At 63.2% G+C, this 20705-nt stretch carries 24 protein-coding genes; 12 read left to right on the top strand and 12 right to left on the bottom strand.

The genetic code is table 11. The features are described 5' to 3' along the window. Positions 1 to 163 precede the first annotated feature (163 nt). Entirely contained in the window at positions 164 to 670 is a 507-nt protein-coding gene (locus NKG60_RS25865) for an invasion associated locus B family protein (RefSeq protein ID WP_352667992.1), read from the bottom strand. Positions 671 to 1032: 362 nt separating this feature from the next. Here NKG60_RS25865 and NKG60_RS25860 point away from each other — a divergent pair, with 362 nt between their 5' ends. Continuing rightward, entirely contained in the window at positions 1033 to 1638 is a 606-nt protein-coding gene (locus NKG60_RS25860; RefSeq protein WP_352867812.1) for a methyltransferase family protein, read from the top strand. Between the two features lie 46 nt (positions 1639 to 1684). Here NKG60_RS25860 and NKG60_RS25855 read toward each other — a convergent pair whose 3' ends face one another. From NKG60_RS25855 to NKG60_RS25840, 4 genes are all read right to left on the bottom strand, one after another. Then, on the bottom strand, positions 1685 to 2047 hold the full coding sequence (locus NKG60_RS25855; protein ID WP_031212728.1) for a YkvA family protein: 363 nt from the start codon (positions 2045 to 2047) through the stop codon (positions 1685 to 1687). A gap of 92 nt (positions 2048 to 2139) precedes the next feature. Beyond that, a complete protein-coding gene (locus NKG60_RS25850) occupies positions 2140 to 2436 on the bottom strand; it encodes a 4a-hydroxytetrahydrobiopterin dehydratase (protein WP_352667997.1) in 297 nt (98 codons plus the stop codon). Positions 2437 to 2442: 6 nt separating this feature from the next. After that, positions 2443 to 3039: an RNA 2',3'-cyclic phosphodiesterase gene (thpR, locus tag NKG60_RS25845; RefSeq protein WP_352975908.1), complete on the bottom strand. Its 597-nt coding sequence runs from the start codon at positions 3037 to 3039 to the stop codon at positions 2443 to 2445. Positions 3040 to 3176: 137 nt separating this feature from the next. Next, positions 3177 to 3824 (bottom strand): arylesterase, encoded by a 648-nt coding sequence (locus NKG60_RS25840; RefSeq protein WP_352668000.1) that lies wholly within the window; start codon positions 3822 to 3824, stop codon positions 3177 to 3179. 107 nt (positions 3825 to 3931) lie between these two features. Here NKG60_RS25840 and NKG60_RS25835 point away from each other — a divergent pair, with 107 nt between their 5' ends. From NKG60_RS25835 to NKG60_RS25820, 4 genes are all read left to right on the top strand, one after another. Next, positions 3932 to 4642 carry an ABC transporter ATP-binding protein gene (locus NKG60_RS25835; RefSeq protein WP_352668002.1) on the top strand — a complete coding sequence of 237 codons (711 nt, stop codon included), beginning with the start codon at positions 3932 to 3934 and terminating at the stop codon, positions 4640 to 4642. Next, positions 4642 to 7191, top strand: a complete 2550-nt coding sequence (locus tag NKG60_RS25830) for an ABC transporter permease (protein ID WP_352975907.1) — start codon at positions 4642 to 4644, stop codon at positions 7189 to 7191. Before NKG60_RS25835 ends, NKG60_RS25830 begins: the two co-directional genes overlap by 1 nt. Positions 7192 to 7410: 219 nt before the next feature. Further along, positions 7411 to 8190 (top strand): Bax inhibitor-1/YccA family protein, encoded by a 780-nt coding sequence (locus NKG60_RS25825; RefSeq protein ID WP_352668007.1) that lies wholly within the window; start codon positions 7411 to 7413, stop codon positions 8188 to 8190. A gap of 167 nt (positions 8191 to 8357) precedes the next feature. Beyond that, entirely contained in the window at positions 8358 to 8927 is a 570-nt protein-coding gene (locus NKG60_RS25820; protein ID WP_352668009.1) for a GNAT family N-acetyltransferase, read from the top strand. Positions 8928 to 8931: 4 nt separating this feature from the next. On the opposite strand, the gene NKG60_RS25815 is transcribed toward NKG60_RS25820, so the two are convergent. Together NKG60_RS25815 and NKG60_RS25810 are read right to left on the bottom strand one after the other, a co-directional pair. Then, positions 8932 to 9318, bottom strand: coding sequence for a DUF2794 domain-containing protein (locus tag NKG60_RS25815; RefSeq protein WP_352668011.1), 387 nt, complete (start codon positions 9316 to 9318; stop codon positions 8932 to 8934). Positions 9319 to 9796: 478 nt separating this feature from the next. Then, complete coding sequence (locus tag NKG60_RS25810) at positions 9797 to 10546, bottom strand: DUF1223 domain-containing protein (protein ID WP_352668013.1); 750 nt, start codon at positions 10544 to 10546, stop codon at positions 9797 to 9799. A 175-nt stretch (positions 10547 to 10721) separates the two neighbouring features. Here NKG60_RS25810 and NKG60_RS25805 point away from each other — a divergent pair, with 175 nt between their 5' ends. Further along, positions 10722 to 11384 (top strand): ceramidase domain-containing protein, encoded by a 663-nt coding sequence (locus NKG60_RS25805; RefSeq protein ID WP_352668015.1) that lies wholly within the window; start codon positions 10722 to 10724, stop codon positions 11382 to 11384. Positions 11385 to 11450: 66 nt separating this feature from the next. Here NKG60_RS25805 and acnA read toward each other — a convergent pair whose 3' ends face one another. Then, positions 11451 to 14141, bottom strand: coding sequence for an aconitate hydratase AcnA (acnA, locus tag NKG60_RS25800; protein ID WP_352668016.1), 2691 nt, complete (start codon positions 14139 to 14141; stop codon positions 11451 to 11453). A gap of 282 nt (positions 14142 to 14423) precedes the next feature. Between acnA and ccmA the strand changes: the two genes are divergently transcribed. The 4 genes from ccmA (at position 14424) to NKG60_RS25780 (ending at position 16634) form a co-directional block, all read left to right on the top strand. Then, complete coding sequence (gene ccmA, locus NKG60_RS25795) at positions 14424 to 15032, top strand: heme ABC exporter ATP-binding protein CcmA (RefSeq protein ID WP_352668017.1); 609 nt, start codon at positions 14424 to 14426, stop codon at positions 15030 to 15032. A gap of 70 nt (positions 15033 to 15102) precedes the next feature. Continuing rightward, on the top strand, positions 15103 to 15768 hold the full coding sequence (ccmB, locus tag NKG60_RS25790) for a heme exporter protein CcmB (protein ID WP_352668019.1): 666 nt from the start codon (positions 15103 to 15105) through the stop codon (positions 15766 to 15768). A gap of 126 nt (positions 15769 to 15894) precedes the next feature. Then, positions 15895 to 16062: a heme exporter protein CcmD gene (ccmD, locus tag NKG60_RS25785; protein WP_352567342.1), complete on the top strand. Its 168-nt coding sequence runs from the start codon at positions 15895 to 15897 to the stop codon at positions 16060 to 16062. Beyond that, positions 16059 to 16634 carry a DsbE family thiol:disulfide interchange protein gene (locus tag NKG60_RS25780; RefSeq protein WP_352668020.1) on the top strand — a complete coding sequence of 192 codons (576 nt, stop codon included), beginning with the start codon at positions 16059 to 16061 and terminating at the stop codon, positions 16632 to 16634. Before ccmD ends, NKG60_RS25780 begins: the two co-directional genes overlap by 4 nt. Positions 16635 to 16873: 239 nt before the next feature. On the opposite strand, the gene NKG60_RS25775 is transcribed toward NKG60_RS25780, so the two are convergent. Then, positions 16874 to 17041, bottom strand: coding sequence for a hypothetical protein (locus NKG60_RS25775; protein WP_023721879.1), 168 nt, complete (start codon positions 17039 to 17041; stop codon positions 16874 to 16876). 263 nt (positions 17042 to 17304) lie between these two features. Here NKG60_RS25775 and NKG60_RS25770 point away from each other — a divergent pair, with 263 nt between their 5' ends. Continuing rightward, positions 17305 to 18222 (top strand): SMP-30/gluconolactonase/LRE family protein, encoded by a 918-nt coding sequence (locus NKG60_RS25770; protein ID WP_352668023.1) that lies wholly within the window; start codon positions 17305 to 17307, stop codon positions 18220 to 18222. 32 nt (positions 18223 to 18254) lie between these two features. Then, positions 18255 to 18464, top strand: a complete 210-nt coding sequence (locus tag NKG60_RS25765; protein ID WP_352668024.1) for a tautomerase family protein — start codon at positions 18255 to 18257, stop codon at positions 18462 to 18464. Between the two features lie 282 nt (positions 18465 to 18746). Here the strand turns inward: NKG60_RS25765 and NKG60_RS25760 are convergent, their stop codons facing one another. From NKG60_RS25760 to NKG60_RS25750, 3 genes are all read right to left on the bottom strand, one after another. Beyond that, positions 18747 to 19280 (bottom strand): NADPH-dependent FMN reductase, encoded by a 534-nt coding sequence (locus tag NKG60_RS25760; protein ID WP_352668112.1) that lies wholly within the window; start codon positions 19278 to 19280, stop codon positions 18747 to 18749. Positions 19281 to 19320: 40 nt separating this feature from the next. Beyond that, the gene (locus tag NKG60_RS25755; RefSeq protein ID WP_352668025.1) at positions 19321 to 19941 is read right to left on the bottom strand and encodes a pyridoxamine 5'-phosphate oxidase family protein; all 621 of its coding nucleotides are present in this window, start codon (positions 19939 to 19941) and stop codon (positions 19321 to 19323) included. A gap of 80 nt (positions 19942 to 20021) precedes the next feature. Beyond that, positions 20022 to 20687: a septation protein A gene (locus tag NKG60_RS25750; protein WP_352468104.1), complete on the bottom strand. Its 666-nt coding sequence runs from the start codon at positions 20685 to 20687 to the stop codon at positions 20022 to 20024. Between the last annotated feature and the right edge of the window lie 18 nt (positions 20688 to 20705).

Below are 20705 nucleotides of genomic sequence, written 5' to 3'. Positions count from 1 at the left end.
AGGTCATGCGCATCGGCCTCGCCGAATTCCACGCCATCAAGTACGGAACCAAACTCAATCTGCAAAATGTGTGAATCCGATAGGTCACCATACGGGGAGAAATGCCCGGCAGGGCAATGAGGGGCGGCGTCAACGCCTAAAAGGTCGGTCTTCCGACTCTAAGCTACTTGCACTTGGCGATCGAGGCCAGCGCAGCCGAGATGCCCTTCAGCGAGAAGACGTAGGTGGTGGTGTTGCCGCGGCCGGACTTGGCCGACACCTTCATGTCGGTGCCGGTCTTCATCGCGGCGATCAGCACCGGCTCCTCGGCGGCGTTCTCGACCCAGGCCGACTTGCCACGCGTGAACATCGAAAAAGACTTCCTGTCGATGGTGACGGTGGCCTTGGAACCTTCCTGGAAGGTATAGCCGGCGATGAATTGCGGCTCGTAGGACACTTGCTGCCCTGGCCGCTGGCTGACGAAGAAGAACATGTCGCCGTGATCGAGCGTCGGCGGCTGCTTGTCGGTTGGCACCGTCAGGACATAGCAGACCTTGCCGCCGCCCGACGCCTGATAACTGTAGGTGCCCCAGGCATTGTGCTGGCCGATCTTGGTTGCCGACTGCGCCAGCGCGGGCGCCGTCAAGGCCACCAGGGCCAGGCTGGAAACTATAGCAATCAATCCGCGCATCGCTTTTCCCGTATTCCACTGGTGCGGCGGCAGGCCGGCTCGGCGTCCTGCCCGTCGCTTCATTTTGATTTAATCTGGGTTACCAAACGGTGAATTTCCCCTGAGAAAAGGATGTTCACGCCAGGAAACCGCCGCCGTCTTCGCGCTGCCGCTCGAAAAAAGCGGCTGGCGCAATGTCCCTGCCGCGACTTGGAGGCCACGAAAACGGCAAGAGTTTGACTTTTCAAGCAGCTAGGTCCTGCAGCGGTTCTCGCTTTTCTGAGGTACGTGACGAATTTCCCTGCAGGCGCTACCATGTCTGCGTTCGCCGCCACGGCACTCGGCCAGGGTGCCCTCCTTGGCGGCTTACGGGAGATTTGGCCATGGCCATTTCCGAGACAGGGCTTATCCTGGCGGGCGGCACAGTCGTCCTGGCGATCGTGTTCGGCATTCGTGTCGCCGTCCGCGTGGCGGCCGGTGGCCCGGTGCCCTCCGATGGCGGGGAGGCGGCGGGCACGTCGGGCGCGCCCGACGTGCCCGGGGTCATTGCGCTGCCGCCTTTGATCTTCCTCGGCTTCCTGGTAGCGGCAACCGTGCTCGAGGTGCTCGTTCCCCTCCCGGTCATGGCCGGGCAGGCGCTCGCCCGCTATCTGGCCGGCGCCGTGCTCGCGGTGTGCGGCTTCGTGCTCATCTTTATGGCGGCGGGCCGCTTTCAGGCAGCTGGAACCAACATACCACCGACCTTGCCAACGACCTCGCTGGTCGTCGACGGGATCTATCGGCGGACCAGAAACCCGTTCTATCTGGGAACGACCCTCATCTATCTGGGCCTCGGCGTCGCGGCCGGAAGTCTTTGGGCTATCGCGCTCGTCATCCCCCTGCTGTGGGTGATCAATGCCGGCGTCATCGCGCCGGAAGAGCGCTATCTCGAGCGGAAGTTCGGAGATGCCTATCGCGCCTACAAGGCGCGGGTGCGGCGGTGGGTTTGACGGCCGGAAAGTCGGTTCTCGCGCGATTTTTTTGCGCCGCACCGGCTCAGCTCTTGTCGGCGATGGCCTGCCTGGCGGCGAGCCGGTGCGCCGGCGTGATGTGGGCGCTGACGGCGGTAATCGCGGCGGTCAGCACGGCGATGTCGTCGGTGAAGCCTAGTCCAAGGATGAAATCGGGGATGACGTCCGTCGGCAGCACGAAATAGCCGAGCGCAGCCAGCAAGGTGCCCTTGGCGCGCAGCGGCGTCTTCTTGTCCATGGCGCAGTAATAGGCGGCGACCACCTCTTCCATGAACGGGATCTGCCGGGCGGCTTTCTTCGCCGTACGCCAGAACTTTTCGCGCACTTCGCTCTCATTGCCCGGCTTGCTGCCGAGGCCGAAGAAATCAAAACCGGATTTTTGCGCCATCAACCTCTCCTTGCGGCCGTCGCGTGACTTCACGCATGACCGCGAGACAAAATGTGGTGAAAGCCGAACCTCGCTGCAAGGTGCAGATAGTCTCAGCCGCCGAAATAGCGGTTCATCTTCCTGGCCAGCTCGAAATCCAGCGCCGTCAGGCCGCCAGCGTCGTGCGTGTTGAGGGTCACGTTTACGGTCTTGTAGACGTTCGACCAGTCGGGGTGGTGGTCCATCTTCTCCGCCGCCAGGGCGACGCGGGTCATGAAGGCAAAGGCTTCGGAGAAATTCTTGAAGGTGAAGGTGCGGGTGATCGAGCCGCCATCCTTGGCCAGCGACCAGCCTTCGAGGCCGGCAAGTTCGGCGCGGATCGCCTCTTTTGCTAGTTTCTCCCTGGCCATATCCGCCTACCGCATGATCCGCGAAGCGTCGGCGGCGCCGACCAAACGGCTGGCGACGCGATTGTCGGCACCTGAAAGCGGCCAGGCCTCCTCGACGACGTAAGGCCCGCCGCCGACCGAGTCGCGCGACGACATCAGCACGAAGCGGCCGACCCGGAACGGCAGCGTCGAAAAATTGCCGCGCGCCGACAGATACTGGGCGACATCGAGCGGGTTCGAATTGCGCAGGCGGGCCAGCGTCACATGCGGCATGAACTTGCGCGGGTCGGCCGGGATGCCGAGCCGCTGGCAGATGCGCTCGATCTCGGCCTGCAATGCGGAAAGATCGGGCGAAGCGGCGACCCCGGCCCACACCGCATGCAGCTTCTTCTGGCCGAAGGCGCCGACGCCGGACAGCGTCAGCGGGAAGGAGGCGCGGTGAACACGGTCGAGCGCGTTGGCGATCTCGTCGGCGACATGGCCCTCGACATCGCCGATGAAGCGCAGCGTCAGATGATAGTTTTCGACGTCAATCCAGCGGGCTCCGGGCAGGCCGCCCCTGAGCAGGGACAGCGAAAGAGCGGCATCACGCGGCATTTCGAGGGCGGTAAAAAGACGCGGCATGGGAAGCCTCCTGTCCTCGAATCGAACTCTTGCCCCTAGCGAATCATCGATATTCGAACGGGGCAAGCGGTTTGTTGGTCGCAGGGCTGCCTAAAAGCTTCCCCAGCGGAATGTGGTGCGGCGGCGAACCCTCGCCTTCAGGAATTACCCCGCACCGTTGCAATGGTCTTCTCCACACTGGGCAGGATACCCTCGACGATGCGGTCGACGCCTCGGGCACTTGGATGAAGGCCGTCCTCGAGCTGCAGGACGGATTGGCCGGCTACGCCCTCGAGAAAGAAAGGATAGAGCGGCACGCCGTATTTTTCAGCCAATCGCGGAAAGATTGCGTCGAAGGCGTTCTGGTAGTCGGCACCGAGATTGGGCGCCGCGCGCATTCCGGCAAGCAACACCGCGATCTTGCGCTGCTTCAGTTTTGCCAGCATCGCGTCCAGGTTTTTTTCCGCTATGGCGGGCGAAACGCCGCGCAGCATGTCGTTGGCGCCGAGCTCCAGGATGACCAGTTGCGTGCCGTCCGGTACCGACCAGTCGAGCCGCGACAGGCCGCCGCTCGTCGTATCGCCGGAGACGCCGGCATTGGCGACCGTGACATCGTAGCCCTTGGCGCGCAGCGCCGCCTGCAGCTTTTCGGTGAAGCCCTGACCTGGCCCGAGGCCATAACCCGCCATCAAGCTGTCGCCGAAACCGACAATGGTGAAGGGTTCGGCGCGCGCCGATGAAATGGCGCCGCCGCAAATGGCGAGGAAAAGGGCGAAGGCTGCGGCAAAGGTGTGTTTGAAAGCCATGCGGCAGGCCCCATATGACCAGGAACATCTGTTGGCGAAGGCAGGTTTTCGTCTTTGTCGAGCATCGGATGCTCTAGCCTTCATCTCCCATATAGGACGATTTGATTTTGGAAGAAGCCGTCATTTCGCTGAAAGACGTATCGCTGACGCTCGGCGAAGGTGCCTCCTCGGTTCATGTGCTGAAGGGCGTCAGCCTCGATGTGACGGGCGGCGAAGCGACAGGCATCGTTGGGCCTTCAGGTTCGGGAAAGTCGACATTGCTGATGGTTTTGGCGGGGCTTGAAAGGGTCGATTCGGGCACGGTCCGAGTTGCCGGCGAGCTGCTCAACGGCAAAAGTGAAGACCAGATCGCATCGTTTCGGGGGCGAAACATCGGCATCGTATTCCAGTCTTTCCATCTCATCCCGAATATGACGGCGCTGGAAAACGTCGCCGTCCCGCTGGAGCTCGCCGGCCATGTCGATCCCTTCGGCGTGGCGGCGCGCGAGCTGGCGGCGGTCGGTCTCAGCGATCGCGTCACCCATTACCCCGGCGAATTGTCTGGCGGCGAGCAGCAGCGCGTGGCGATCGCCCGGGCGCTGGCGCCGTCGCCGCGCATCCTGATCGCCGACGAGCCGACCGGCAATCTCGACCAGGCGACGGGGCGGCACGTCGCCGACCTGCTGTTTGCCAAGGCGGCCGAACGCGGCATGACGCTGGTGCTGGTCACGCATGACCCAGTGCTTGCGGCGCGCTGCTCGCGCCAGGTGTCGATGCGGTCGGGGCTGATCGAGGTCGCGCCTGAGCCGGCCACCAGGGCCGGCAAGGTGACCGCCTGATGCCGCTGTCGCAAACGCTGAGGCTCGCCTTTCGGTTTTCGCTGCGAGAAATGCGTGGCGGGCTGTCCGGCTTCCTGATCTTCCTTGCCTGCATCGCGCTCGGCGTCGCGGCAATCGGCGGCGTCAATTCGGTGGCGCAAGCGATTTCCGCCGGTGTTGCCGATCAGGGCCAGACGCTGCTCGGCGGCGATCTCCGCTTCCAGCTCAACCAGCGCGATCTTACCAGAGCCGAACGCAGCTTCCTCGACCGGCTTGGCACGGTTTCGCACAGTGCCAACATGCGCTCGATGGCGAGGCTCGAGGACGGCTCCGACCAGGCGCTGGTCGAGGCCAAGGCGGTCGACGGCGCCTATCCGCTCTATGGCGCGCTGGAGACCGAGCCGGTGCTGTCGCGAGAGGATCTGTTCGGCGAAAAATCCGGCGTCTTCGGCGCCGCCGCCCCGGATCTCTTGTTCGAGCGGCTAAACCTTGGCATCGGCGACCGGCTGAAGCTCGGCAGCGCGACGTTCGAGCTGCGTGCGAGGCTGGTCAATGAGCCGGATGCGGTGTCGGATGGCTTCGGTTTTGCGCCGCGGCTGATGGTGTCGACCGACGGGCTTGCCGCTTCCGGCCTGATCCAGCCGGGCAGCCTGGTCGAGAACGCCTATAAGGTCCGCCTGCCCGGTGGCACCACTGAGGCACAGATCAAGGCGATCCAGGAGCGGGCGGGAAACCAGTTCCCGCAGGCCGGTTGGTCGATCCGCACACGCAGCAACGCAGCGCCGGCGCTGTCCTCGAATATCGAGCGGTTCTCGCAATTCCTGACGCTGGTCGGGTTGACGGCGCTGGTGGTCGGCGGCGTCGGCGTGGCCAATGCGGTGCGGGCCTATCTCGACGGCAAGCGCGGCGTCATCGCCACCTTCAAGAGCCTGGGAGCTTCGGGCGGGTTCGTCTTTGCCGTCTACCTGGTGCAGATCCTGATGATCGCAGCCCTCGGCATCACGTTGGGCCTTGTGCTTGGCGCGCTGATGCCGTTCGCGGCCAGCGCGGCACTGCAGTCGGTCATTCCGGTACCGGCGGAAGGCGGGTTCTACCCCGGCGCGCTCGGCATGGCGGCGCTGTTCGGACTGCTGGTGACGCTGGCTTTCGCCTTGCTGCCGCTCGGCCGTGCCCGCGACGTGCCGGCAACGGCGCTGTTTCGCGAAATGGGTTTCGAGGGCCGCGGTTTTCCCCGCCCGCTCTATATCGCCGCGGCAATGGCCATCGCGCTGCTACTCGCGGTGCTGGCGATCCTGTTTTCCGGCGACCGCCGTATTGCCTCGATCTTCGTCGGCGGCACGATCTTTTCGTTCCTGGTGCTGCGTGTCGTCGGCACGCTGGTGGAGTGGGCGGCGAAGAAAAGCCCGCGCGTGCGCTCGACCGCGCTCAGGCTCGCGATCGGCAACATCCATCGGCCAGGCGCCTTGACGCCATCGGTGGTTCTGTCGCTGGGTCTCGGGCTGACGCTCCTGGTCACGTTGGCGCTGATCGACGGCAATCTCAGGCGGCAGATTTCCGGCAGCCTGCCGGAACGGGCGCCGAACTTCTTCTTCGTCGATATCCAGAGCGGCGACGTCGATGCCTTCTCCGCGCTGGTCGGCAAAGAGGCGCCGCAGGGCACGCTGATCAAGGTGCCGATGCTGCGCGGCCGGGTGATGGCGCTCAACGGCGTCGATGTCGACAAGGTCAAGGTTCCGGCCGAAGGCGCCTGGGTGCTGCGCGGCGACCGTGGCCTGACCTATGACGCAAAGCTGCCGGAGAATGCGACGCTGACCGAGGGCAGTTGGTGGCCGGAGAATTATTCCGGCGCGCCGCTGGTCTCGTTTTCCGCCGAGGAAGGCAAAGAGATCGGGCTGAAGCTCGGCGACACCATCACCGTCAACGTGCTCGGCCGCAACATCACGGCGAAGATCGCCAATTTCCGCCAAGTCGAATGGGAAACCATGGGTATCAATTTCGTCATGGTGTTCTCGCCCAACACATTCGCCGGTGCGCCGCATGGCTGGTTGGCGACGCTGACCGAGACGAACGCATCGGCGGCCGACGATGCGCATCTTCTCAATGCCGTCACGCGTGCCTTTCCCGCGGTGACGACGGTCAGGGTCAAGGACGCGCTCGACATCGTCAACCGGCTGGTGGCGCAGCTCGGCACGGCAATCAGGGCAGCAGCGGGCGTGGCGTTGATCGCCTCGGTGCTGGTGCTGGCCGGGGCGCTCGCCGCCGGCAACCGGGCCCGCATTCACGACGCGGTGGTGCTGAAGACCCTGGGAGCGACCAGGAGAACACTGATCGCCGCCTTTTCACTGGAATACATGCTGATCGGCCTTGCCACTGCGATGTTCGCGCTGGCAGCGGGCGGTGTGGCGGCGTGGTTCGTCGTCACGCGCATCATGACGCTGCCATCCCACTTCATGCCCGAGGTGGCGGTGGCGACCATCGGCTTTTCACTGATGGTCACGGTCGGTATCGGCCTTGCCGGCACGTGGCGGGTGCTGGGCCATAAGGCGGCGCCGGTGCTGCGGAATCTTTGAACCAGAGCCGGTTTTGATTAAATCTCGTTAATGTTCCGGGCGGGAAGTCCAATAAAACCGTATCTCCGGCACTTCACGGAGCATTACGCCTGGTTACGGTCTTGTCCTTTACGCCAAGAACCATCATATTTCGGCGCAGGCATGCTGGAGCCCCGCCAGCGGCGCCTGGGTTCAAAAGGACCTGACACCGGACGGGGCAGAAGCAATATGAGGATTTCCATGGCTGATCCCGTTCGCAATTATCAGACGCGCGCCGTGCCCGGCGCCGGCGTCGATGCTGCCATCGACCAGGGCCTGCGCGCCTACATGATCAAGGTCTACAATCTGATGGGGCTTGGCCTCCTCATCACCGGCCTTGCCGCGGTCGGCACAATCATGCTGGCCACCACCAGCGATCCCGCCTCGGCGGTCGCGACGTTGCCAAGCGGCGAGATGCTGACCTCGTTCGGCTACGCGATCTTCGGCTCGCCGCTGAAATGGCTGGTGATCTTTGCCCCGCTGGCAGCGGTGATGTTCCTGTCGTTCCGCGTCCAGTCGATGACCGTTTCGGCCGCGCAGACGACGTTCTGGGTCTACGCCGGCCTCGTCGGCCTGTCGCTGTCGTCGATCTTCCTGGTCTACACCACCGCCAGTATCTCGCAGACCTTCTTCGCCACCGCCGCCGCCTTTGGCGGGCTGTCGCTCTACGGCTACACGACCAAGCGCGATCTCTCGGCGTTCGGTTCGTTCCTGGTCATGGGCCTGGTCGGCCTGATCATCGCGATGGTGATCAACGTCTTCCTGCAATCGTCGGCGCTTTCCTTCGCCGTTTCGGCGATCGGCGTGCTGATCTTCGCAGGCCTTACCGCCTACGACACGCAGAACATCAAGGAGATGTACTTCGAGGGTGACGAGACTGATGTCGCCGGCCGCAAGGCGATCATGGGCGCATTGAGGCTCTATCTCGATTTCATCAACCTGTTCATGTTCCTGCTGCAGTTCATGGGCGACCGTCGCTAGTACGGCGTTCTTTGCCGACCATGGTCTTTTCCGAGAACCGGTTTCGACTTTTCGGGATCATGGTCTGACTGGACCAGCGAGTTTGGAAAGGGCGGCCCAACAGCCGCCCTTTTCTTTTGTGCCGGCTTTTGCTTTGATATAAGGCAGATGAACGACTTGCATAAAATATGAGCAGCATCACGTTACGGGCCGCGACGTCGGCCGATCTCGACCGGATCACGGAAATCTATGCCGACGCGGTGACGAATGGCACGGCGAGCTATGAACTCGAGCCACCAAGCCGCATCGAGATGGGCGCGCGATTCGACAACCTGATGGCGGGCGGCTTTCCCTATCTCGTTGCGGAAAAGGCCAGCGGCGTGCTCGGCTATGCCTATGCCGGAGCGTTCCGGCCACGCCCGGCCTACCGCTTCGTCGTTGAGGATTCCGTCTATGTCGCGCCCGCGGCCAAAGGGCAAGGCGTCGGGCTGCTACTGATGCAAGGGCTGATCGAGGCGGCCAAGGCGGCGGGCTTTCGCCAGATCATCGCGGTGATCGGCGACGGCAGACCCGACAGCGCCTCGGTACGGTTGCACGAGAAGCTCGGCTTCCGCCATTCCGGCCGCCTGGAAGGCTCCGGCTACAAGCACGGGCGTTGGCTCGACACGGTGTTCATGCAGTTGCCGATCAATGGCGGGGCATCGATCCCGCCCGATCCGCAATCGCTGCCCGAGCGGAAGTTCCGCCAGCAAAAATAAAGGGTTACGCCTCGACCAGCTTCAGCGTTCGGTCGAACACGCCAAGCACCCGGCCGAGTTCCTGGCCACGCTTGAGGATGCGTCCGCCGGCGGCGATGACGGCGAACGCGCCTTGCCGGCGCGCCAGCTTCGGATCCTTGACGATCTGGAAAAGCGGCACTTCGCTGGTGCGGCGGAAGACGGAAAAAATGGCGCGGTCGGCGAGATGGTCGATGGCATAGTCGCGCCACTCATTGGCGGCAACCATACGGCCGTAAAGCCTGAGGATCTGGTCCAGTTCGCGCCGGTCGAACCGCACCGGCTGGTCGAGGCGTTCGCGTCTTGCCTCATGCAGCGGGATCAATATTGCGGATGCGTCCCCATCCTCCGTCCCGCTGCTGCGATCAGTCATGCCTGGATCCTCGCAATGAATCGTACGCCGACCAAAGTTGGCGCTTTCGTTACCGAATTGCAAGGCCCGGCCGGGCAAGGCCAGCACCGCGCGGTTTCTCCAGCGTCCAGTCACGTTTGCGAAACGCCTGTTGGAATTGGTGATGCTTCGCCACAATCCTGCCTTTTTTTATCCGTGCTCATGCCCCAATGTCCGACGAATTTACCGGTGTTGCCTGAGACGGTTCGGTCCGGCACCGGCTCGTAAACCCCAAGCCCCCCGCCCACGGGTCTGCGTCGGATCGAACCAACCTCGGTTTTTCCTTGGAAAGATCGGGTGCGACGATCCCAAAACCTAAATGACCGGCGTCAGAAGCAAGCTGACGCCGGTTTTTTATTGGCCGGCCGCCGCGGCGGTGCGATCCAGATAGGCTGTCGTCGGAGGCTTGAGCGCGGTTATCCCTTCTCCCACAACAAGGGGAGAAGGGAGAACGCTCTATCTAAGGCTTGCGGATAAAGGCTGCGCCCAGGATCGGCCCGGGCATGCCGTCCTTGCCGACCGACTGCAGCAGCACGGCGCAGCCGCCCTTCTTGGCGATCTCGCTCATGGGCAGTTCGTAGCGCTGCGCCTTGCCGTGCCACATGCCGGCGGTCTGTATGCTGGAGACGGCGTTCCAATAGGTCATGCTGCGGCCGCTGTTTTCACCCTTGCCGATCTTTATCGTCTGTGGCGGGTTGAAATAGACGATGACGACATGCGCGTCGGCGGGGCCGGTCACGGCGTCGCCGGCATCGATCATGACGCGATCGCTGGTCCGGCTGACCTTGATGCCGACCCGCATGCCTTCGCCGACCCTCTCCATGCGGGCCAGCGCGCCGTCGACTTCCTTGCGGCTGGCGCCGTTGACATGGCTGCGGCCGTTTATGACGGCTTGCGGGGTGTAGACGGAACGACTGCCGAAGGCGCGCATATACTCGTATTGCCGCTCGGTATTTTCCTTGCGGCTCAGCGTGTCCTGCCAGCCGAGGTAATCCCAATAATCGACATGATAGGCGAGCGCGACGATGTCCTCCTTGGCGGCAAGCTCGGCGAAGAATTCGTCGGCTGGCGGACAGGAGTTGCATCCCTGGCTGGTGAAGAGCTCGACGACGCCTAATGGCTTATCGGCTGGCTCGGCAAGGGCCCTGCCGGCAAACGCCGAGAGGGCCAGCGCAAGGGCCGCAAGCCGCAATGGTCTTCGAGATGGCATGGCCGTTCCGATCCCGCCGGTGACGCCGGCTTTGTTCTGGTTGTCGAAATATGTGGCAGAAGCGGCAGTCAACGGGAAGTCACGTTGCGGTGAAATTTTGCCGTTGCAACCGCTGGCAAGGGCGCAATAGGTGGACTTGCACTTCACCATGGAAGCGATTCGGGCGGCAATCAGCATGTGGCAATCTCTCCTGGCGCCGGTCGATCTTTATTGCGAACGGACGGGGCCGGAATTCTGGGCCGAACCGCTCAATGCGCTGAGCAATCTGGCTTTCTTTGCCGCCGGACTATGGGGTGTCTGGCAGGTGCGCAAGCGCGGTACCGGCACTTTCGCCGAAGTGCTGGCCTGGTGGGTGGTGGCGATCGGCGTCGGCTCGTCGCTGTTCCACACCTTTGCCACAAGGGCAATGGTCCTGGCCGACGTGCTGCCGATTGCAGGGTTCACGCTGGCCTACACGCTGTTCAACCTGCGACGTTTTCTCGGCATGAAATGGGGCAAGGCGATCGCCATCTTCGTCGCCTTCTATGCCGTTGCCGGGTTGCTTACCTTCGCCGTGCCCGACTGGCTGCGCCAGGCGTCGAACGGGACGACCGGCTATCTGCCGCCGTTTCTGGCGCTCGCCTTCTTCGGCGCCTGGGTGGCGGCCAGCGGCAATCGCGCCGGCTGGTACAATCTAGCGGGTTCGGCGATCTTCGTCGTGTCGGTCATCTGCAGGATGATCGATCCGCTGGTCTGCGGCGGCTTTCCGCTCGGCACGCATTTCCTGTGGCACATATTGAACGGGCTGATGCTCGGCGTGCTGCTGGCGGCGACAGCGCGGTTTGGAAAGCCAAGGTAGGGGAATAGGGGAATAGGGGAAGCGTTCACTACTCCCTTACTGCCCTACTCCCGTACTCCCCTCTCTCTATGCTGCCAGATCGCGCAGCACGTATTGCAGGATGCCGCCATTCTTGAAGTAGTCGAGCTCGTCCAGCGTATCGATGCGGCAGATGATCGGAACTTCTTTGACGCTGCCGTCGCCGTAGGTGATCCTGGCGATCATCTTCTGCCGCGGCTTGATGTTGCTCAGTCCGTCGATCTCGACCAGTTCGTCGCCCTTGAGGTTGAGCGAGGCCCATGAGGTGCCTTCCTCGAAGACGAACGGGATCACGCCCATGCCGACCAGGTTGGAGCGGTGGATGCGCTCGAAGGACTGGGCGATGACGGCGCGGACACCGAGCAGATTCGTACCTTTGGCCGCCCAGTCGCGTGACGAGCCGTTGCCATATTCGACGCCGGCGAAGATGACCAGCGGCACGCCTTCCTTCTTGTAGCGCATCGCGGCGTCGTAGATCGATTCCTCTTCTTTCGAGGGGTAATGGATGGTGTAGCCGCCCTCGCGGCCGTTCTCGCCCAGCATATGGTTGCGGATGCGGATATTGGCGAAGGTGCCGCGCATCATGACCTCGTGGTTGCCGCGGCGCGTGCCGTACTGGTTGAAATCGGCGACGCCGACGCCGTGGTCGGTGAGATACTTGCCGGCCGGCGAGGCCGCCTTGATCGAACCGGCCGGCGAAATGTGGTCGGTGGTGATCTTGTCGCCGAACAGGCCGAGCACACGCGCGCCCTTGATATCGCCGATCTTGCCGAAGCCTGACTTCATGCCGGCGAAATAGGGTGGGTTCTGCACATAGGTCGAATTGTCGTCCCAGGCATAGGTCTGGCCTTCCGGCGCCTTGACGTTCTGCCAGTACTTGTCGCCCTTGAAGACGTCGGCATATTTGCGGGCGAACAATTCGCGCGTGACGTTCTTCTCGATGAATTCCTGGATCTCGACCGAACTTGGCCAGATGTCTTTGAGATAGACCGGATTGCCGTCGCGATCGTCGCCGAGCGGCTCGGTGGTCAGATCCTTGGTCACGGTCCCGGCCAACGCGTGGGCGACGACCAGCGGCGGCGAGGCGAGATAGTTCGCCTGCACGTCGGGCGAGACGCGGCCTTCGAAATTGCGGTTGCCGGACAAGACTGCCGCAGCAATCAAGCCCTTGTCGTTGATGGTCCTGGAGATCGGCCCCGGCAACGGGCCGGAATTGCCGATGCAGGTGGTGCAGCCGAAGCCGACCAGGTTGAAGCCGATCTGGTCGAGCTCCTTCTGCAGGCCGGATTTCTCGAGATATTCGGCGACGACCTGGCTGCCCGGCGCCAGTGAGGTCTTGACCCACGGCTTCTGCTTTAGGCCGAGCCGGTTGGCGTTACGCGCCAACAGCCCGGCGCCGATCAGCACGCTCGGGTTCGAGGTGTTGGTGCAGGAGGTGATTGCGGCGATGACGACATCGCCATGGCCAAGATCGTAGTCCGTGCCCTCGACGGCATAGCGCTTGTCGATTTCGGCGGCCTTCTTGTATTCGGTCTCCATGGCCTTGGCGAAGCCGGCCGGAATGTCTTCAAGTGCGACCCGGCCTTCCGGACGCTTCGGGCCGGCCATCGACGGCACGACACTGCCGAGATCGAGCTCGAGCAGGTCGGTGAAGACCGGATCGGCCGAGCCGGGATCGCGCCACAAGCCTTGCGCCTTTGAATAAGCCTCGACCAGGGCGATGCGGCTTTCGTCGCGACCGGACATTGTGAGATAGCGGATGGTTTCGCTGTCGACCGGGAAGAAGCCGCAGGTGGCGCCATATTCCGGGGCCATGTTGCCGATGGTGGCGCGGTCGGCCAGCGTCATGTTGGACAGGCCCGGCCCGAAGAATTCGACGAACTTGCCGACGACGCCCTTCTTGCGCAGCATCTGGGTGACTGTGAGCACCAGGTCGGTAGCGGTGACGCCTTCCCTCAGCCTGCCGGTAAGGCGAAAGCCGATGACTTCGGGCAACAGCATGGAGACCGGCTGGCCGAGCATCGCCGCCTCGGCCTCGATGCCGCCGACGCCCCAGCCGAGCACGCCGAGGCCGTTGATCATGGTGGTGTGCGAATCGGTGCCGACGCAGGTGTCGGGATAGGCGGTGGTTTCGCCGTCTTCGCTGTTGGTCCACACCACCTGGCCGAGATATTCGAGATTGACCTGATGGCAGATACCGGTGCCGGGCGGCACGACGCGGAAATTACGGAACGCCTGCTGGCCCCATTTCAGGAATTTGTAGCGTTCCTCGTTGCGCTCATATTCAAGCTCGACATTGCGGGCGAAGGCCAGCGGCGTGCCGAATTCGTCGACGATGACCGAGTGGTCGATGACCAGATCGACCGGCACCAGCGGATTGATCTTTTGCGGATCGCCGCCGAGCGAGGCCATGGCGTCGCGCATGGCGGCAAGGTCGACCACGGCCGGAACGCCGGTGAAATCCTGCATCAGTACGCGAGCCGGGCGATAGGCGATCTCGACGCCGGCGGTGCCCCGGTCGGTCAGCCAGCCGGCGACCGCCTGGATGCTCTCCTTGGTAACGGAACGGCCGTCCTCGTTGCGCAGCAGGTTCTCCAGCAGCACCTTCATCGAATAGGGCAATTGGGCAATGCCGGTGAGGCCGTTCTTTTCGGCCTCGACAAGGTCATAGTAGATGTACTCGGTGCCGCCGGCGGTCAGCGTGCGGCGGCAATTGAAGCTGTCGAGTGATTTGGACACGTGCGATCCCTAACTGTCGGTTGCCGGGAGGGAACGGACGCCAGTGGGCATGCAAATCACGCGCAAAGGTGCGGGTACGGCCATTTCCGCTATCCGTTCCCAAGCGTCCGGGCCGTTCAAGGCGGCACGCGCGCTGGTTCGGCGCAAATTCGGTTCCCGTGCCGACCGCTGGCACGGATGATGCGGATATAGAGAATTTTCTGGAATAGTTCTAGACACGGAATCGCCATTTTTGCTGCGGCGCACCGAAGCCGCACCTGAACTTTCGGCGAAGGGGAACGGATGCGGCTGATCGCCGAAAATCTGGGCGGCGAACGCGGCGGCGAGACGGTATTTTCCGGCATCGAATTCGCGCTGGGGGCTGGTCAGGCGCTGGTCGTTTCCGGGCCGAACGGCGCCGGCAAATCGACGCTGCTCAGGATCATCGCCGGACTGTTGCCAGTGGCGGCAGGCCGTGTGCGGTTCGAAGGTGGTGGCGAGGACTTTCCGTCGGCCGCCTCGGCCTGTCACTATCTCGGCCACCTCAACGCGATGAAGACGGCGCTGAGCGTTACGGAAAACCTGTGCTTCTGGCGCGATTTTTCGGGCGCCGGTTCCGCGGGTGTTGAAGAGGCGCTGGAGACCGTCGGGCTGGGCAGCATCGGCCATCTGCCGTTCGGCTATCTCTCGACCGGCCAGCGCCGGCGTGCGGCGATTGCAAAACTGCTGGTCAGCCACCGGCCATTGTGGCTGCTGGATGAGCCGACGGCAGGACTGGACAAGGCTTCGGAGGAGAGATTCGGCGAATTGATGGGAAAGCACCTCGAGAGTGGGGGGATCGTGGTTGCGGCGACGCATCTGCCGCTGGGGATCGAGGGGGCACAAGGGCTGATGATGGGCGGGGCCGCTTGATGTTGGTGCTCTACGCGACGGAACTCCATCCTTTGCTTGGCCTTCACGCATGCATCGGGACCGCACCATAATGTGGTCGCTCTTCCTCCGCGACATCCGCCTGAGTATCCGCGCCGGCGGCGGGGCGTTGACCGGCGTGATTTTCTTTCTCGCCGTCATCGCGACCATCCCCTTCGGCGTCGGTCCCGACCTGAGGCTGCTGGCCCGCATCGGGCCAGCGATTCTCTGGATATCAGCCTTGCTGGCCTGCCTGCTCGGCCTCGACCGGCTGTTCCAGGCTGATCGGGAAGACGGCTCGCTCGATCTTCTGGTGCTTGGCAACGACCGGCACCTGCTGGCCCTGACCGTGCTGACGAAATGCCTGGCGCATTGGGCGGGAAGCGTGCTGCCGCTGGTCATAGCCGCTCCCCTGCTCGGCCTGTTCATGAACATGGAGCCGGCCGGCATCGGCGCCACGGCGCTGACGCTTCTGGTCGGCACGCCGGCGATCACCTTCATCGGTGCTGCCGGTGCCGCGGTGGCGGTGGCGCTGCCGCGCGGCGGGCTGCTGATCTCTGTGCTGGTGCTGCCGCTGACGATTCCCGTGCTGATCTTCGGCGTATCTGCAAGCTATGGCGCGGTGGCGGACCCCGATCCGTTCCTGCAGCCCTTCCTCATTCTTGCCGCGCTGACCTTGTTCCTTGCCGTGCTCGGGCCGGTGGCGGCGGCGCTGGCGCTGCGGCACGGTACGGATTGATGTGTTGGCTTCAGCTCATGCCTGCGGCGCGGCGAACAATTGCGGAGCCGGTGGCGCGGCGTTAAGAGAGGACATGTCGGAACAAGGCGAGACGGACCGGTTGGAAAGCGCCGCGGAGCGAAAAGCATGAGCGTACACGCGCTTTATGTCACCGCCGCCTATGCGATCACGGCCGTGGTGCTGGGCGGGCTGATCGGCTGGATTCTGCTCGACCAGCGCGGCCGCAAGCGAGAGCTCGCCGAGCTGGAGGCGTCTGGCGTGCGCCGGCGCTCCGATAAGGCAGCAAAATCATGAGCACGGAAACGCAAACACCGGCGCGCCGCCGCCTGATCGTGCTCGTGCCGCTGCTGGTCTTTCTCGGGCTGGCGGGATTGTTCCTGGCGCAGCTTTTGTCCGGGCGCGACGTTTCGGAAGTGCCGTCGGCGCTGATCGGCCTGCCGGCGCCGCAGACCAACCTGCCGGCGCTCGAGGGCACCAATTTACCGGGCCTCGATTCAAGACAGTTCGCCGGCAAGGTGACGCTGGTCAACGTCTTTGCGTCCTGGTGCGCGCCGTGCCGCGAAGAGCATCCGGTGCTGCTGGCGCTGTCGCAGGACAAGCGCTTCGTTATGGCGGCGCTGAACTACAAGGACCAGCCGGAAAACGCCCGTCGGTTCCTTGGCGATCTCGGCAATCCATTCCAGGCGATCGGCGTCGACCAGGCCGGGCGCACGGCGATCGACTGGGGTGTCTACGGCGTGCCGGAGACCTTCGTCATCGGCAAGGATGGCAAGATCGCCTACAAGCATGTAGGGCCGCTGACGCCGGACTCGGCGCGGACGCTGCTGTTGCCGGAGATCGAAAAGGCGCTGGCCGTGCCGGGCTGATGCGTCCGCTAGGCTTCGTCATCCTGGGGCGAAGCAAGGAGCGAAGCGACGCGGCGCAGACCCCAGAATCCATGCCGTGAGATCAGCCAACGAATGCAGCGGGGCAAAATAGTCGCCCGCTAGGTGATGCCGGACATAGATTTTGCACTGTTGCGGGTGCTCAAAAGTCACGGCATGGATCCTAGGGTCTGCGCTCCGCTTTGCGTCGCTACGCCCTAGGATGACGAAGGTGATGCTGCTCAGCCGTAGATCTGCTTGTGGACCTGGTAGAGCATTTCTGAGCGGTCGGCGCGCATGTCAGCGAGGTCGCGGCTGCTGAAGCTGTCGATTTCGGCGACGAGGCGGTTGTAATGCCGGCGCTTGGCGATGCTGGCGCGAGCGCGGCTCATGAGGCTGTCGATGATCATAGCGAGTTTCCTTTTGCGCCGCATTTCGCGGCCAGTTGTTCCTCCCTTGATCGATACGAAGCATGACATAGTTATGGTGCGTTGCAAAAATAAGATGTTGCAATGCACCATTGCGCTGGGCGCATAGCCGGTTAACGGGATGTGACCTGCCGTCCGCGCCAGCATTCGCTTCCATGATGCTTCTGACGCATCATCGATCTTGCCATATCGATCGCAGGCTGGCTTGATCGCGCCTTGCCAAGCGATTGCTACCGGGAGGAACCATGGCCAGCGAATTCTACGAAGTTCTCGATCCGCGCTTTTCGCGGCTGTTCAACGGCAATGCACAGGTCGACCGGCTGTTTACTGGCTGCCGATGGGCGGAAGGGCCCGCCTGGTTTGCGGCCGGGCGCTATGTGGTCTGGTCCGACATCCCGAACAATCGCATGCTGCGTTACGACGAGACCGACGGCAGCGTCAGCGTGTTCCGTCAGCCGTCCGGCAATTCCAACGGCAACACCGTCGACCGGCAAGGCCGGCTGGTCACTTGCGAGCATTCCGGCCGCCGCGTCAGCCGCACCGAGCATGACGGGTCGGTTGTCACCATCGCCGACAAATGGCGCGGCAAGCGGCTGAACTCGCCCAATGACGCCGTGGTCAAGTCCGACGGGTCGATCTGGTTCACCGATCCGAGCTACGGCATCGATACCGATTACGAGGGCGACAAGGCCGAAAGCGAGATCGGCGCCTGCCATGTCTACCGGGTCGATCCCGGCACCGGCGAGACCGAGGCGGTGATCACCGACATGGTCAGGCCCAACGGGCTCGCCTTCTCGCTCGACGAGAGCAAGCTCTATGTCGCCGATACCGGCCGCACGCATGGTGCGCAGAACCCGGCGCACATCCGGGTGTTCAATGTCGGCCAGGGCGGCAAGAAGGTCTCAGGCGAAAAGGTCTTTGCTGACTGCACCGCCGGCCTGTTCGACGGTTTCAGGCTGGATGCGGACGGCCGCATCTGGACCAGCGCCGCCGACGGCATCCACTGTTACGATCCAGACGGGACGCTGATCGGCAAGGTCAAGGTACCGGAAGTCGTCGCCAATTGCGTGTTCGGCGGCAACAAGTTGAACTGCCTCTACATCGCCGGCACGACCTCGCTCTACATGGTCCGGCTCATGGTCAATGGCGCCAAAACCTACTGAGCGGCCGCCAAGCATATGCAAGGGAGGGAACCATGCCATTCGTGAATATCCGCCTGGTCAAGGAGGTGATTGCCGATGACCCGGCCGCCAAAAAGGCCGCGATCGCCGCCCAGGTGACGGCGGCCATCACCGGCGTCACCGGCCTGACCAACAACGATGTCTGGGTGGTCTTCGAGGAAGTCGCTGCACGCGACTGGTTCGTCGGCGAGACCGACGTCGAGACGCGCAGGGGCAAGGGATAGTTCACGGCACAGATGGGCCGCAGCCCCTAGCGTCGTCATCCCAGGGCGGAGCAGCAGCGAAGCTCCGTCGCGCAGACCCTGGGATCCATGCCGTGACCTACCAGTAGAACAGCGGTGCGATTCTGTTGTGCAGCGCGCCGGTGTAATGTCCAACGTCAGGCCTCTGGCGGCCTTCCCGAAACGCTGCATCTCCGACGAATGTCACGGCATGGATCCTAGGGTCTGCGCCGCGTCGCTTCGCTCCTTGCTCCGCCCTAGGATGACGAAAGTACGGTCCGGCGTTCACCGCGAGCGGATGAACTCCGCGAAGGCGGATAGGGCATCGCGCATTGTCTGCCTACTTGCCGGCTGCGACAAGATATCCTCCACCTCCGGCGGTCTCTTGCCGAGCAGCGCTATTTCGAGCGCTGCCTCCTCATAGAGCGCAAAAGACATTGTCCGCATGATCTCGGCCAGTGCGGCGCGGGCAAACAGCGAGCGCGGCGAGGCATGCACCAGCGTGGCCGGTTTGTCGACGGCTGCATCGCGCGACACCAGCCAGTCGAGCGCGTTCTTCAGGCCGCCTGGCACACCGTGGGCATATTCCGGGCAGGAGACGATGACGCCGTCAGCGCGGGTGACCACGTCGATCAGCGCCCCTGCTTGCGGCGGCGTCCGCTCGCCTTCGTCGTCGGGGTTGAAAATCGGCAGCCGGCCAAGCCCGTCATAGACGGCGACGTGACAGTCCGGCGGCGCGTTTCGCGCGAGTGCCGCGAGCAGGGCTGAATTGGTCGAGGCGGCGCGCAGGCTGCCGGAGATGGCGAGGATGTTGAGCAAAGGAATGGAGACCGGCTTGGGCGATTCGTTACCGGGCACGCTACCACATGGTTTCCCTGTATTCCTCGTCCAGCCAGCGGTCGGTCGCCTCGGCCGAATCGGCGAGCGCCAACTGGTCGCGCAGGATCTGGCCGAGCGTTGGCAGCGTCGCGCGGTCGTACCAGCTCTCCGGCTTCCACAGTTCGGAGCGCATGAAGGCCTTGGCGCAATGCATGTAGGCAGCCTTAACCGTCACCACGACGACGCTTTGCGGTGCCTTGCCGTCGACCGCCAGCCGCTCACGCAATGCCGCATCGACGGTGATGCGGGCATCGCCATTGACACGCAGCGTTTCGTTCATGCCGGGAATGAGGAAGAGCAGCCCGATCGAGGGATTGAGAAGGATGTTCTCCAGCGTGTCGAGCCGGTTGTTGCCGGGCCGGTCGGGGATGGCGATGGTCTTCTCGTCGAGCACTGTTACGAAGCCCGGCCTGTCGCCCTTCGGCGTCACATCGGCATTGCCGGCGCCGTCGGACGAGCCGATCAGCACGAAAGGGCTCTTGCCGATGAAGGAACGGCAGTGGCCATCCAGGGCCTTCAGCTCCTTGCGGATCGAGCCGTCGGTCGGACGAGGCGTCTTGTAGATCGTCCTCAACTCGTCGCGCGTGGCGATGAATTCCATGCTCCTCTCCTCTTATTCTGACGTAATTACGTTCTGACGTAATTGCGGACGGAACCGCTACACACTTTCCTGGAATTGCTCTATTTGCCGGCCTTCTCTTCCTTGCCGGCCTTGTCCTCGAGCGAATGGCGCAGGATCAACGGCATTTGGCTTAACGTGAAGACAAGGGTAATGGGAATCGTGCCCCAGACCTTGAAATAAAGCCAGGCTTCCTCAGAAAAGTTGCGCCACACAACCTCGTTCAGCGCAGCCAGAAAAAGGAAGAAGAGCCCCCATCGGAAAGTGAGCTTGCGCCAGCCTTCGGCATCGAGATTGAAGGCGGAATCAAAGACATAGCCCAACAGCGATCTGCCGAACGCCAACCCGCCAAGCAACGTGATGCCGAACAGGCTGTTGATAATTGTCGGCTTCATGAAAGCGAAGGTCTTGTCCTGCAGCCACAGCGCCAGCGCGCCAAACACAAACACCACGATGGCCGAGACCAACGGCATGATCGGCCAGCTGCGCGTCAAAATCCACGAAACGCTGAGCGATAGCGCCGTCGCCACCATGAAGAACGCCGTGGCAATCAGGATAGGCTCGCCGATATGGCCGAGGATCGGAAACTTCCCGACAAGCCACGCGCCGCGGATGGTGGTGAAAAAGAACACCAAGCCAGGCCCGAGTTCGAGCAGGAATTTCAAGCCCGGGTTCAACGCCTTGCGTCGCGGATCGGACGGGTCGCCTTCGAGGATGGGTGGGTTCATAGGGTCCTTCTTACGCAT

The sequence above is a fragment of the Mesorhizobium sp. M1428 genome, assembly GCF_040317515.1.
Lineage (GTDB): Bacteria > Pseudomonadota > Alphaproteobacteria > Rhizobiales > Rhizobiaceae > Mesorhizobium.
The sequence above is the reverse complement of the archived record's forward strand: the minus strand, read 5'-3'. Positions and strand labels throughout refer to the sequence as shown.

What these genes read in the sequence shown, in the direction of transcription:
- NKG60_RS25765 (WP_352668024.1), top strand. Translation starts at nt 18,255, where the DNA reads ATGCCATTCGTGAATATCCGCCTGGTCAAGGAGGTGATTGCCGATGAC.
- NKG60_RS25775 (WP_023721879.1), bottom strand. Translation starts at nt 17,041, where the DNA reads ATGATCATCGACAGCCTCATGAGCCGCGCTCGCGCCAGCATCGCCAAG.
- NKG60_RS25830 (WP_352975907.1), top strand. Translation starts at nt 4,642, where the DNA reads ATGCCGCTGTCGCAAACGCTGAGGCTCGCCTTTCGGTTTTCGCTGCGA.
- NKG60_RS25810 (WP_352668013.1), bottom strand. Translation starts at nt 10,546, where the DNA reads ATGCCATCTCGAAGACCATTGCGGCTTGCGGCCCTTGCGCTGGCCCTC.
- NKG60_RS25815 (WP_352668011.1), bottom strand. Translation starts at nt 9,318, where the DNA reads ATGACTGATCGCAGCAGCGGGACGGAGGATGGGGACGCATCCGCAATA.
- NKG60_RS25820 (WP_352668009.1), top strand. Translation starts at nt 8,358, where the DNA reads ATGAGCAGCATCACGTTACGGGCCGCGACGTCGGCCGATCTCGACCGG.
- NKG60_RS25805 (WP_352668015.1), top strand. Translation starts at nt 10,722, where the DNA reads ATGTGGCAATCTCTCCTGGCGCCGGTCGATCTTTATTGCGAACGGACG.
- ccmD (WP_352567342.1), top strand. Translation starts at nt 15,895, where the DNA reads ATGAGCGTACACGCGCTTTATGTCACCGCCGCCTATGCGATCACGGCC.
- NKG60_RS25825 (WP_352668007.1), top strand. Translation starts at nt 7,411, where the DNA reads ATGGCTGATCCCGTTCGCAATTATCAGACGCGCGCCGTGCCCGGCGCC.
- NKG60_RS25750 (WP_352468104.1), bottom strand. Translation starts at nt 20,687, where the DNA reads ATGAACCCACCCATCCTCGAAGGCGACCCGTCCGATCCGCGACGCAAG.
- NKG60_RS25855 (WP_031212728.1), bottom strand. Translation starts at nt 2,047, where the DNA reads ATGGCGCAAAAATCCGGTTTTGATTTCTTCGGCCTCGGCAGCAAGCCG.
- NKG60_RS25770 (WP_352668023.1), top strand. Translation starts at nt 17,305, where the DNA reads ATGGCCAGCGAATTCTACGAAGTTCTCGATCCGCGCTTTTCGCGGCTG.
- NKG60_RS25780 (WP_352668020.1), top strand. Translation starts at nt 16,059, where the DNA reads ATGAGCACGGAAACGCAAACACCGGCGCGCCGCCGCCTGATCGTGCTC.
- NKG60_RS25755 (WP_352668025.1), bottom strand. Translation starts at nt 19,941, where the DNA reads ATGGAATTCATCGCCACGCGCGACGAGTTGAGGACGATCTACAAGACG.
- NKG60_RS25865 (WP_352667992.1), bottom strand. Translation starts at nt 670, where the DNA reads ATGCGCGGATTGATTGCTATAGTTTCCAGCCTGGCCCTGGTGGCCTTG.
- thpR (WP_352975908.1), bottom strand. Translation starts at nt 3,039, where the DNA reads ATGCCGCGTCTTTTTACCGCCCTCGAAATGCCGCGTGATGCCGCTCTT.
- NKG60_RS25840 (WP_352668000.1), bottom strand. Translation starts at nt 3,824, where the DNA reads ATGGCTTTCAAACACACCTTTGCCGCAGCCTTCGCCCTTTTCCTCGCC.
- NKG60_RS25860 (WP_352867812.1), top strand. Translation starts at nt 1,033, where the DNA reads ATGGCCATTTCCGAGACAGGGCTTATCCTGGCGGGCGGCACAGTCGTC.
- ccmA (WP_352668017.1), top strand. Translation starts at nt 14,424, where the DNA reads ATGCGGCTGATCGCCGAAAATCTGGGCGGCGAACGCGGCGGCGAGACG.
- NKG60_RS25850 (WP_352667997.1), bottom strand. Translation starts at nt 2,436, where the DNA reads ATGGCCAGGGAGAAACTAGCAAAAGAGGCGATCCGCGCCGAACTTGCC.
- ccmB (WP_352668019.1), top strand. Translation starts at nt 15,103, where the DNA reads ATGTGGTCGCTCTTCCTCCGCGACATCCGCCTGAGTATCCGCGCCGGC.